This window comes from Methanobrevibacter filiformis, from assembly GCF_001639265.1.
Classification (GTDB): Archaea; Methanobacteriota; Methanobacteria; order Methanobacteriales; family Methanobacteriaceae; genus Methanacia; species Methanacia filiformis.
Genome location: NZ_LWMT01000295.1, coordinates 1 through 12,591, shown reverse-complemented (window position 1 = coordinate 12,591; position 12,591 = coordinate 1). Strand labels below are relative to the sequence as shown.

At 25.1% G+C, this 12,591-nt stretch carries 11 protein-coding genes; 7 read left to right on the top strand and 4 right to left on the bottom strand.

What is annotated here, in order from left to right; translation table 11 throughout:
• Nucleotides 1–51 precede the first annotated feature (51 nt).
• The gene (locus MBFIL_RS09975; RefSeq protein WP_066974076.1) at nucleotides 52–1,146 is read right to left on the bottom strand and encodes an inositol-3-phosphate synthase; all 1,095 of its coding nucleotides are present in this window, start codon (nucleotides 1,144–1,146) and stop codon (nucleotides 52–54) included.
• A 533-nt stretch (nucleotides 1,147–1,679) separates the two neighbouring features.
• Between MBFIL_RS09975 and MBFIL_RS09970 the strand changes: the two genes are divergently transcribed.
• From MBFIL_RS09970 to MBFIL_RS09955, 4 genes are all read left to right on the top strand, one after another.
• The gene (locus tag MBFIL_RS09970) at nucleotides 1,680–3,002 is read left to right on the top strand and encodes a glycosyltransferase family protein (protein ID WP_066974075.1); all 1,323 of its coding nucleotides are present in this window, start codon (nucleotides 1,680–1,682) and stop codon (nucleotides 3,000–3,002) included.
• A gap of 37 nt (nucleotides 3,003–3,039) precedes the next feature.
• Nucleotides 3,040–3,900, top strand: coding sequence for a UbiA family prenyltransferase (locus MBFIL_RS09965; RefSeq protein ID WP_066974072.1), 861 nt, complete (start codon nucleotides 3,040–3,042; stop codon nucleotides 3,898–3,900).
• Nucleotides 3,901–4,179: 279 nt separating this feature from the next.
• Nucleotides 4,180–4,359: a hypothetical protein gene (locus MBFIL_RS09960; RefSeq protein ID WP_066974070.1), complete on the top strand. Its 180-nt coding sequence runs from the start codon at nucleotides 4,180–4,182 to the stop codon at nucleotides 4,357–4,359.
• Between the two features lie 13 nt (nucleotides 4,360–4,372).
• Entirely contained in the window at nucleotides 4,373–4,609 is a 237-nt protein-coding gene (locus MBFIL_RS09955) for a type II toxin-antitoxin system RelE family toxin (RefSeq protein ID WP_066974068.1), read from the top strand.
• Nucleotides 4,610–4,855: 246 nt separating this feature from the next.
• Here the strand turns inward: MBFIL_RS09955 and MBFIL_RS09950 are convergent, their stop codons facing one another.
• Nucleotides 4,856–5,425 (bottom strand): HAD domain-containing protein, encoded by a 570-nt coding sequence (locus MBFIL_RS09950; RefSeq protein ID WP_066974066.1) that lies wholly within the window; start codon nucleotides 5,423–5,425, stop codon nucleotides 4,856–4,858.
• A gap of 550 nt (nucleotides 5,426–5,975) precedes the next feature.
• On the opposite strand from MBFIL_RS09950, the gene MBFIL_RS09945 reads away from it, so the two are divergent.
• A complete protein-coding gene (locus MBFIL_RS09945) occupies nucleotides 5,976–7,166 on the top strand; it encodes a glycosyltransferase (protein WP_066974063.1) in 1,191 nt (396 codons plus the stop codon).
• A 421-nt stretch (nucleotides 7,167–7,587) separates the two neighbouring features.
• On the top strand, nucleotides 7,588–9,501 hold the full coding sequence (locus tag MBFIL_RS09940) for an NERD domain-containing protein (RefSeq protein ID WP_066974061.1): 1,914 nt from the start codon (nucleotides 7,588–7,590) through the stop codon (nucleotides 9,499–9,501).
• Between the two features lie 73 nt (nucleotides 9,502–9,574).
• On the opposite strand, the gene MBFIL_RS09935 is transcribed toward MBFIL_RS09940, so the two are convergent.
• A complete protein-coding gene (locus MBFIL_RS09935) occupies nucleotides 9,575–10,948 on the bottom strand; it encodes a hypothetical protein (RefSeq protein WP_066974059.1) in 1,374 nt (457 codons plus the stop codon).
• A 468-nt stretch (nucleotides 10,949–11,416) separates the two neighbouring features.
• Between MBFIL_RS09935 and MBFIL_RS09930 the strand changes: the two genes are divergently transcribed.
• Entirely contained in the window at nucleotides 11,417–11,713 is a 297-nt protein-coding gene (locus MBFIL_RS09930; RefSeq protein ID WP_066974057.1) for a bacteriophage T4 gp5 trimerisation domain-containing protein, read from the top strand.
• 329 nt (nucleotides 11,714–12,042) lie between these two features.
• Here MBFIL_RS09930 and MBFIL_RS09925 read toward each other — a convergent pair.
• Nucleotides 12,043–12,591: transposase (locus tag MBFIL_RS09925; RefSeq protein ID WP_157078755.1), on the bottom strand; the 549-nt coding region annotated here is incomplete at its 5' end.

Genomic DNA, 12,591 nt, shown 5'->3' with positions numbered 1-12,591 from the left:
TGACTCGAAACTTAGTTAAAAAACAATAATCTATTTTTAAATTAACATTTATTATCTTTCTCTTTTGTTTTGAATAAATTCTTCTACCATTTCAAAGGCTTTATCATCGCTGAATTGATGTGTTGGGTGTTTCATGATGTATGATGATATTGATGTTAATTCTCCACTAATATTTCTTTCAATAGCTATTTTACAACATCTAATAGCATCTATTACGCATCCGGCTGAGTTCGGTGAGTCTTCTACACTTAATCTTAATTCTATGTTCATTGGAACATCACCAAATGTTTTTCCTTCCATTCTAAGGAAACATAGTTTGTTATCTTTTTGCCATGGGACATAGTCACTTGGTCCTATATGTATGTTGTGATCATCCATTCTTTCTTTAAGTACTGACTGTACTGCTTCTGTTTTGGATTCTTTTTTAGAGTCTAGCCTTTCTCTGTTTAGCATGTTTAAAAAATCAGTGTTTCCTCCAGTGTTTAACTGGTAAGTTCTTTCTAATTTGACTCCTCTTTCCATAAACAAATTAGCTAATGTTCTGTGAGTGATTGTAGCTCCAATTTGTGCTTTGATATCATCACCAATAATTGGAATACCTTTTTCTTTGAATTTATCGCTCCATGATTTATCACTAGCTATAAAAACAGGCATACAATTTATGTAAGCTATTTCAGCATCTAATGCACATTGGGCGTAAAATCTAGCTGCTTTTTCAGATCCAACAGGTAAGAAATTTAAAAGAATTTCAGCACCACTACTTTTCAGTGTTTCAACAACATCAACAGACTCCTCATTAGATATTACAAAGGTGTAATCTTCCTTATAATTTGCCATGTGTGAAGCAACACCGTCTAAAACATGCCCCATAGATACTTTAACATCAGTTTCTGGAATGTCTTTTTGAAAAATAGTTGTGCAGTTTGGTTTTGCAAATATTGCTTTATTTATTGGTTTTCCAACTTTTCGCTTATCAATATCAAATGCAGCAACAACTTCAATGTCTGATGGTGTGTAATCTCCGATTTTCCAATGCATTAGACCAATTGCATCTTCATCTTCTTTATTTTTGTAGTAATGTATTCCTTGAATAAGGGAACTTGCACAATTTCCAATTCCGATAATAGCTATCTTTATTTTCTTCAAAACAAACACCTGTAAATAGTAAACTTAAGTAATACTCTTAAATATGAAGTGATATTCTTTAATAACGTAATTGTCTTTATGGGAGGTATAGACTATAACTGTGATAATGAATATAACTATAATAATGAATTTAATTAATTTATAATGATTTTAGAAGGATTATAATTATAATTTTGGTATATAATTTATTTTATTAATAATTATATATTTAATATAATTTATATTTAAATTTATATTTTATTAATAAATTTCCTATGATTTTTGTTTCTTAAACAATTATTCCTTTATTTTTATTTATTAAACAAACTTTTGAAAAAAATTTGATTAAAATATTTATCTAAAAGATAAACATTTCAAGTATAAGGGCTGTTTTTATTAAATCAATTATTATTCTATTTAAATCAATAAGTTTAACATGATATACATTATATTAATTTGGCATTAATTATATATTTAACAATGATTAATATTACTATAAATAACTTAATATATATTTTAATTAATAATTGCCTAAATTGAACTTTGGTGAATTAATGAAAAAATTATTGTTAATAGCTTTTTATTTTAATCAAAAAAATGAAATAGCCTCTAAGCGATTAAGAGGATTAGCTAAATATTTTCCATTTTGGGGCTATGAAACAATAGTAATAACTCCTAATCTTGGAGATTCAACAGCCGTTAATAATTTACATAACCAAACTATCTTAAATTCATCAATTATAGAAACAGAATACGAAGACATGTTAGATAAGTGGATGAAACCATTTAAATCCAATATTAAAGTTAGCACATCTTCTACAAATCCTAACAATGATTCTAAAAATCATGCTCTGTTAAATAAAGCTATTTCCATAGCTGGAGAGTTGTTTGCATTTCCTGATGGTATGAAATATTGGTATGAGCCAGCTATTAAAGCAGCATCAGATATTATAGAAAAAGAAGAAATTCAAGGTATTATTAGCTCTTCATGGCCAATAACTTCTCATATAATAGCTAAAAACTTAAAAAAACAATTTGATTTACCATGGATAGCTGATTTAAGAGATCTTTGGAATGGGAATCCCTATATTTCTCATAATTTCATAAGAAATAGGATGGAATGGAATCTTGAGATGGAGACATTTAAAGCAGCAGATGTTTTAACAACAACAACAGAACTTGCAGCTTCAAAACTTAAAGAAATCCATCCTAATCATATGATTGTTCCAATTTTATCTGGTTTTGATCCTGATGATTTGAAAACTAATAATGGGTCTGAATATAATATAAATAATAATAATAATAATAATAATCCAAAATTAACCTTATTATATGCAGGATCATTGTATAAAGGAAAAAGAGATCCTTCTATATTGTTCGATGCTTTAAATCAGCTTATTAAATGTGGAAAAATTGATTCATCTAAAATAGCTATTAATTTTTATGGAGATGATTTTGCATTGGAGGATTTAGCTAAAAAATATGATCTTTTAGACATTGTAAATATTAAGGGTTATATTTCTCATACAAAGATTTTGACTAAAGAAATGTCTTCTGATCTCCTTATTCTTTTATCATGGGATAGTGAAAAAGAAAAAATGTTCATACCTGGTAAAATATATGAATATATGATAGCTAAAAGACCAGTGCTTTCTATTGGTCATGAAAATGGATCTTTAAAAGATTTAATTGAAAAAACAAATATTGGTTTCCACACATCTACTATTGATGAGGTTAAAATAGCTATTATGGATTATTACAATGAATACATTGAAAATGGAAAGATTACTTACATTGGAAATAGCTATGTTAATGAATACTCAATGCTAAATACTGCAAAGAATTTTGCAGATATATTAAACGGAATTATTAAATAAATAGTAAAATTAACTCTTGTAATTTAATTGTGGTATTATGAATCCTTATCTTGAAATATTACGTCCAGCAAATGCAATGATGGCGATTATTGCTGTTGTTTTAATAGCTATTATTGGTTATAATTACAATACCTTCCTGTTTAGCTATTATATTCCAATAGGTCTTGGAATTTTAGCTGTTTTTTTAGCTACTGGGGCAGGAAATGCTATTAATGATTACTTTGACCATGAAATTGATGCTATTAATCGCCCAGATCGTCCCATTCCTTCTGGAAGAATTTCACTTAAAAATGCTAAAACTTATGCTGTGATTTTGTTTATAATAGCTATTATATTGGGAATAGCTATTGGTGTAATTATAAACAACTATTTACCTTTAATTATCGTGTTATTTAATTCAATTTTAATGTATTTATATGCATATTATTTTAAATCTACAGTTTTGTTTGGAAATATAATAATAGCTTATTTAACTGCTTCTTGTTTCATTTTTGGAGGAATTATAATAAATTTAGTTGAAATAGCTATTTATTTAGGATGTTTTGCATTTCTAATGACTCTTGCACGAGAAATTGTTAAGGATATAGAGGATATAGAGGGGGATGCAGAAGGTGGGGCTACTACTTTGCCTATAAAATATGGAACTAAACTTTCATCAATATTATCATCTATTTTTATTTTAGTTCCAACTATCTTCAGCCCAGTTCTTTATTTCATTGGAATATTTAATATATTCTATTTAATTCCATTAGCAATAGCTATTTTAATCTTTTTATTTGCTAGTTACAGAATATTAGGTTCTCAAGATTCTAAAACATGTGGAGAAGTTTCTAAATTAATAAAAATAGGGATGTTTATATCATTTGTTGCTTTTGCAATTGGCTCTATTTCTTTTTAAATTAATAGCTCATTATTATTATTATTATTATTATTATTATTTATATAAAATGCCCTAATCAATCCTAATCAATAATTTACCTCCTAAAAAGAGAGCATTGTCTTTTTAGTATGAATTTCATACTAAAAAATATTGATTTAAAAAGCAATCGTCAATATGGGTTTTTAATATTCTTTTATATTACTAATCATAAAATATGTAATAATAACATCAACAATTATATAAACAATCAGAAACAAAAATGATTAATTACTATAAATAAATAAGAGGCAAAAACTTATGCAGAAATTACCTGTAGGAAGACTTGAAGACATGCCTGATGAATGTAAACCATTTTACGCTGAAATGGATAAATTGTTAGAAAGTGTTGAAGCTGGAAACTATATAGAACTGGATGTAGATGCACATGCAAAAAAACACAAACATCGAACTCTGAATATAAAATTTTACTTGAAGTGATGCATCAGCTTACTTGGATAAAAAGTTAAACAAAGATAAAACTGTTGGAGAGTTACTTTTAAAAGGTCTTAATGAAATTAAAAGAAATCCTCATGATAGTGAATTTCTTAAATTTCATTATAAAGGTTTAAGGAAAAAAAGAAAAGGAAATTATAGGATAATTTTTAAAATCTCTGATGATGAAAAAACAGTAATAGTCACCAAAATAGGAAAAAGAGACAAAGTTTACAATATTAACATTATTTTTTAAATTATAGTACTGGACATTTGGTTTAGAAATGATAATTTGTAATAACCGTTTTTAAATCCTCTATTTTAATCTATTTTAATAAAATTATTCATTAAATCAAAGCTATTGGAAAGTTTATTTTATATAATAATTTTTAAAGAATAATAAAAAATTAAATCTAATCCTTTGAAAAATTAGTGTATTTAAATGAGTTGTTTAAGATTTGTAGATTAAAAATGTTGCTAATTATTAATTTCAAAGAATTATTTATCCATTTAATATTTTAATACATTTATCTGCTTCTTTTTTAGTTAATTTTGGAGAAGTCCATACAAAATGACCTTCAAGATCATCACTAAGATTAATATCATCAATAGCAACATAATTTTCAATTTCATCTTGATGAATCCTAATATATTCTAAAATTTCTCCTGATCGCCCTGAATAACTACGCTCAATGCCTTTCACGGCTTCTTCCTCTCTTTCATCAATAGATTTCCATGGTGTTATTCCAATAACATACTTTCCCAAACCATGCATTGTTAACAAATCTTTCATCATTTCAGGTGGTCTGTATGTTCTCCAATCAGAAGATACAACAATTTTAGCACCTGTAGAATCTATAATTCTTTTTAATTCCTCTACTGCACTTTCATCAACATCATAATATGCAGCACCTACATCATACTTATCATATTTAGTATAATCAACACCAAATTTCTTTTCAAGATTCTCATATAATTCTTTTACTTCTTCATCGTTTCTTAAGTGTTTAAATCGTTTTTGTGTAAATGGTACTAAAACACCATCCATGTCTAAAAAAATAATTTTATTCATATTTTCACCTTTTAATCATTTTAAAATCTATTGTACTGGTGATTAGGCAGTTAATCACCTTTCTCTTTTTACTATTTAGTAAAAATCACTAAATTTTTAGCCTTATATCTATATCAGTTTATTTTCAGCGTTTTTGCAATTTAGTAGAAATTACTCCATAATGTTGGGAGTGTCTTAAATTCTTATTTTCTTGAAATATTGATTTATCTTCTTTTATTTTTTAAATAAAAGATTTTTGCTTAATGGGTATTTTCGGGCTAGTTCAAAAAGTTTGTTAAATATTTTCTATATGTACACTTTTGTTTCATCACTTTATTAATCTTTTTGAATGATATTGAAAAGAAGTGTATTAATAAATTTCTAAAAAGTATTAAAAATCTAAATTAAAAAAAAGTTCACATTATTAAAAAGTAATTAGTGTTTCTTTCCTTCATTCTTTCCTTGAATTATGCAACATTCCATATATTTACTAATTAAATTTATGTCTTCTTTTTAAGTTAAATCTTGAGTATTATAATTATTTATATAAAAAAGTATAAATAATAAACATATGAAAATTTTACATGTTGTACCATCATTTTATCCTTGTTTTGCTGCTGGTGGAGTGGTTAACGCTTCATATCAAATAGCTAAAAAGCAAGCTGAATTGGGCAATGAAGTAGCTGTTATTACTACAGATAGCTGTACTAATCGATTGAAATTTGAAAATCGCTATGGTGTAAATGTTGATGGTATTAAAACATTTTATTTTAAAAATATTTCAAATAAACTTAAAATGTCTTTTTTAATTGATACACCTATTACTTTACATTTTAAGCTTAAAAATATTATTAAAGATTTCGATATTGTCCATATTCATGAACATAGACATTTTTTAGCAATCATTGCTTCAAATTTAGCTATTAAAAATAATATTCCTTATGTTATTCAAGCTCATGGTTCTGTTCTTCCTTTTTTTCAAAAAGAATCTTTAAAGGTGATTTTTGATAAACTTTGGGGCTATAAAATCATTCATAATGCATCACTTGCTTTTGCATTAACTAATGAGGAAAAAGATCAGTATATTAAAATGGGAATCAATAATGATAAAATAGCTATTGTACCACTTGGAATATCACTTAATGATTATAAAAATCTTCCACCTTACGGTAATTTTAGAAAAAAATATAATATAAATAATAATACAAAATTAATAACTTTCATTGGAAGATTACACAAAATTAAAGGATTAGATGTTTTACTTGAAGCATTTAAATTATTACTAATCAAAATAGCTAAAGAAACAAATTTAGATATTAAATTAGCTATTATTGGTCCTGATGATGGATTTTTAGATGAACTCAATGATAAGATAGCTAAACTTAAAATAATTGATGATGTACTGGTTACTGGACCACTATTTGGTGAAGATAAGAAAAGTGCTCTTGTTGATTTGGACATTTTTGTAATGCCTTCAAGATATGAGTCATTTACAACAAGTGGTTTAGAGGCAATGGCTTGTGGAAAACCTTTAGTTTTAACTAAAAATAATCATATTCGCACTTGGGTAGATAGTAATGTAGGTCTCATTGCTGATTTTGATAAAGTGGATATTGCAGATAAAATATTTAAATTATTAACTACTCCTTCATTAATGGAGTCTTTTGGCTTAAATGGCTTAGAACTTATTAAAAACAAGTACAACTGGGATTTAATTGAATCTAAAATAGCTAATTTATATGAATCAATTATTTTTAAATAATTTAAATAATATGATAATGACTATTTAAACCTATTATTATTATTATTATTATTATTATTATTATTATTATTATTATTATTATTATTATTATTATTATTATTATTATTATTATTATTATTATTATTATTATTATTATTATTATTATTATTATTATTATTTTATGTACTGTTCATTCCTTCTTTTTACTTGTTTTATATTTTAAGAACTAATTCTTAGATTAATTGATTTATCGAATTTAAAATAAAATTGTATACATGTTTAGGGATAAGTTTATATTCTTTGACAATATACTATAATTAGTAAAATAATTTACAATTTTAAAATAGATTTAATTATATATTTTATGTATGATTTTTAATCATTTTTAAATAATTCTTTAATTAAATTCTATTTTATTATTACATTAGGAATTGATGATAATATGAAAATTGTCTCATGTGAAAATTGTGGTGCAAGATACCAACTTGAAAACAATGAATCTACAAATGATTATGAATGTTCTGTATGTTCTGGAAAGTTAATTGAAGAAAAACAGGCTATAGGTGGGAATTCTACAGAAGTAATGAGCGAAAAAAAACACAATCAATCTAACACAGTATATTGTCAAAGTTGTAAAATGAAATTTGCTTTAAATTCTAATGATAATATATCTGATTTTGAATGTTCAAACTGTGGTGGAGAATTAACCTATTTAAACCCTATAGTTGGAAATTCAAAGATATCCAACTACTCTAATAACTATGGTGATGATATAGTTTATGATGATATAGATAGCTTTCGTGATTCAGATTCCTTTGATGAAAATGAAGGAGGTATAGATACAGTCGAATCTAACTCTCTACAAAATAGTATCAATAGCTCTTCCATTTCTCCAGATAAAATAATTGAATCCTCTGAAAAAATTCAAGAGTCAAAAGCATTGGCATCAATTAAAAACAAGTTTATGTCTGATTTTGGAAAGGATAAACCAATAATTAAATTTAATGATTCTAATACTGAGGATATTCCCTTAGATGCGGATTTAGATAATGAGCCAAATGAAGATTTAGGTAATTTGGATAATTTAGAAACCACTACCAATGTGGCTTCTGTGGATATGGGTAATACTCAGTCTAATGTTAAAGTTGTTCCTTCAACTATTGATGAATCTATTTCTAAAAATGATTCATTGGGTATTGATGATTCTAAGCTTAAAGAAGAATCAACAATTAAAGATAGTTCTAAGTTTAAAAATGAATCAATAGCTAAGGAGAATTCTAAGCTTAAGGAAGAATCAGTAGTTAAAGAGGATTCTAAGCTTAAAGAAGAATCAACAATTAAAGATAGTTCTAAGTTTAAAGATGAATCAATAGCTAAGGAGGATTCTAAGTTTAAAGATGAATCAATAGCTAAGGAGGATTCTAAGTTTAAGGAAGAATCAGCCTTTGGTGATGGTTCTAATCTTAAAGACGATCCTGTTTCTCTAAATGAAGTTAAAAGTAGTTCAGCTGTTGATGTTGTTGTAGAGAATGATAAGTTAGTTAGTCCAGATAATATTACTAAAAAGCAAGATATTTCCAATCCTCATACTAAAAAAAGTTCTACTCATAATTTGTTTTTAGGGTCAGGAGTTATCATAATTCTTATTGGTCTATCTGACTTCTTAGTGACTTTAAGAATTTATGGGATTGTATTTGCATTTATTGGAATGTTCGCAATAGGTTTTGGATTAGTATTAAATAAAAATCGTGATGATGGAGAAGATAAGGGCAAATTATTTAAACAAGATCTTATGGTTTTACCAAAAAAGTTTAATCTTTTCTATTCAACTGATTTTCCAGGATCTAGTAATACTATTGACCATATTATTGTAGGACCTTCTGGGATTTTTTCAATACTCACAAAAAATGTTACAGATAAAGAAATAAATATAATAAAGCAAGGTATCAAAACTCCAGTTCCAGATTCACCTGATAAGATGACTATAAATATACATTCTCTTGATGATGTTGATGAGGAAGAAGAAAATAATAATAAACAAGGATTTTCAGTATTTTCGAAAAACGAAGATCTTTACTTTGAAAGAGATGGAAAAATCAAAAATAGGGCTATTGATTTAAGTGATGATTTAGCAGATTTCCTAGAAAATAATGATCTTGATGGTGACTCAACAGAACCATTAGTAGCATATATTAATTCTAATTCATCTATCATTAACATGACAATATATGATGAAGATTATTACTCAAAAACATTTTTAAATGCAGTAGGAAAAGGAGATAGGATATTAGATGAAAATATGATTAACAAAATATCTGTACTTTTAGCACAATATTCTGTTGAATATTCTTCTTAATTAATAACAGATGATTCTGGGAAATCAGATTTTTCAAATCTCTTTAGTTTTTTCTTTTTTAATAAACATTGTCCTATTTTCTATGATTCATAGTTATTTTTTTACTATTATTTATGTTAAAAACCTTTAAAAGTTCTTCTCTTTCAAATTTTTTAAAGAAATAATGTCTTATATGTTTGTGTAATTTGAATTTATCAATATATTCAACAATCTCTTCAGGACTGTTTATTTTAATAGCTATTTTCTCATCAATAAGATTATTTAATTTATCATCAAGTAAAAATATTTTATTTGTGAAAAATAATCCTTTATAAATAGCTACTGGATCCATTCCAACTTGGTATTTACTTGTGGATAATAATTCATATATCTCATCTTCATCTTTTATACTATCTTCTTTTGCAGAAATGACTTTAATATTTCCTGTGTTATCATTACCTGTTAAATATTCATAGTCTTCTGGTGTTTCATCTTTACTTAATTTATAAATTATGGTGTAATCTTTTAAAAGAATAGCTATCTCATATGCAAACTCAGATAATTTTTTCCCTATATATTTGTTGGATATGAACAGTATTTGGTTTTGTCTTGCATTAGTTAAGTATCTCCAAGTCTTTGATTCTAAATAAGGAAAACCAATTGGTATTATTTTATCTGGATCTATTGGATAGTTTGCCATCTGGTTCCAATATTCTCCAAAGGTTAATAGCTTGTCTGGAAAATAATTTATCTCATTTTTACATTTATCTGAATAATTATAGTCTATTGAAAATTCATCGATTATTCCATGTTGTAATCCTATAACTTCAACATTATTATTTTTTGCTGCAGCTATCATTGCTTGGTTTTTACTTATTTCAACGACTATCAAATATTTTGGTTTTTTAAGTTTCATTAACTTGTCATATTCGTTGTATTCATATTTAAAACATAAAACTGCTTTTTTTATTATTTTAAGAAGGTTAATCTTTATATTAAATGTTTTTTTCAGTTCTTCTTCAATATTATATAATCTTTGTCGTTTATTTTCACATAATTTAAGTAATCGTATCTTGTTGTTTATTTTGGATTTTAATAATAGCTTCTCATTGCTTTTTTCAATAATTTCAATTTCATCTTTTTTGAATATATTATTTAAAAAATAGCTATATTTGTCAAGAATTTCTCCGTTTTCTATGAATTTCTCTTGATTTGGCACAATAATAACTTTTTTTTCCTGATTACTATCTAAAAGGTTATTTTTTAGACCAATTTGTTTTAATGATATTTTATTCCTGTTTTTTTCTTTTTTAGGTGTCTTGTTAAGTGTTTTTTCACATATTTCATTAAATATTTCTGTTCTTATTAATTGCCAGAAGTATACTTCTTTAACTCTACTTTTATTTAATTTATATTTATCTTCAAGTTCATAAAACTTTTTATATACTTCTTTAACATTATTGTACATTAATATTCCACCAATTTTAATAGCTATTTCATTAGCTAATTTTTATTCTAAAATAACTATTATTCTTCTTATGCATAGTTTTATAATTATTTAATTTCATTTTACTATTATATAATTATTGCTTTAGTTTTTATTTATCTTTGCTTTTGTTTAATCTTATAATGTTTAATTAAATCACTAATTAATATATTATGTTATTATTATTTCAATTATTTTTAATACATTGTTTGATTTAATTTGGTTTTATTAATATTTCTATATTTATTATAGTTTATTAATATTTAATATTACTTTAATATATTTTTAATAGCTTTTAACACTTCTTATACTTATTTAAAGACTATGCATGAATTTTATTTCGAAAACTTTATATATTACTTTTTTAAGATTTTTGTATTACAAAAGTATTACTTTTATGCTTTTGTATATGAGGTTTTTTAAAATGAATTTATGGAGGTTTATTTCAAAATGAATTTTAAATTAAATAAAAAAATTTTTAGAAAAAACATTAATAATAATTCTGAAATGAGTATTAATAGTAATTCTAAAAAGGATATTAATAATAATTCTGAAATGAGTGTTAATAGTAATTCTAAAAAGGATATTAATAATAATTCTGAAATGAGTGTTAATAGTAATTCTAAAAAGGATATTAATAATAATCCTGGAATGAGTATTAATAGTAATTCTAAAAAGAATTTTAAAATAAATTCAAGAGGAGCTATTTTATTTTTAATTTTAAGGAGATCTTCCATAATTTATTGATTAGTTAATTGATATTTATTGGTTTATATTATGATGATGAAGTAATATTAAGTTAAAATAAGGATTATTATTTAGTTTATTGGGTTTTAAGTGATTTATGTTTGTTGATTGTTTTTTAGTAAAGTTTATTAATCTTTGTGTTGAAATATGATTTTATGCATTAATGACTTTAATAATCTTTTTTTTATTAAGTTTTTGTGCATTTATTATGAAATTTGTATTAATAAATTAGTGCTTTGGTATGAATTATGTTTTGATAAATGGCATACTGACTAAGGGATACTTATTTAGACATGTATGGTTTTATACTATGTTTATTTATGTTTTTTCTAGTATATTGTGTCTTTTAGATTTCTTGTTCGTATGGTATTGTATATTGCATTTCTGATGTTTATTTCATTAGTTGCAGCTACTTTATTGGAGCCTAAAAGCATTAAGACACCATTACTACGCTTAAGATAACCATTTATGCCTTCAGTTTGGAACCGTTCAGCATAAATAGTTAAATAGCGTTTTTGAGTCATTTTATTAATCATTTCATGTTTAAGTGTGGTGATTCTGTAGTTTATAGGAGTTACACCATCACCACACAAGCATTTTTCCTTAAATGGGCATGATGAATGAGACAAGCAATAGTAATTATATGATCTTTCCATGTATTTTGGATTAGAGTTATGTTGACGATTATATTTACTGTTTATCTCTTTAATGTTCTCTAATGGTAATATTTCACCATTTAAACATGTGATTTTCTTATTTCCTTTTTCAAAATATTTTTTACTTATTTTTTCTAACTCTTCAATACGGAGAGGTTTTTTAAGTCCATTATTCACTCTGTAAATGTCATTAAGTTGTTTTGAGATTCCTTTGGGCATTAT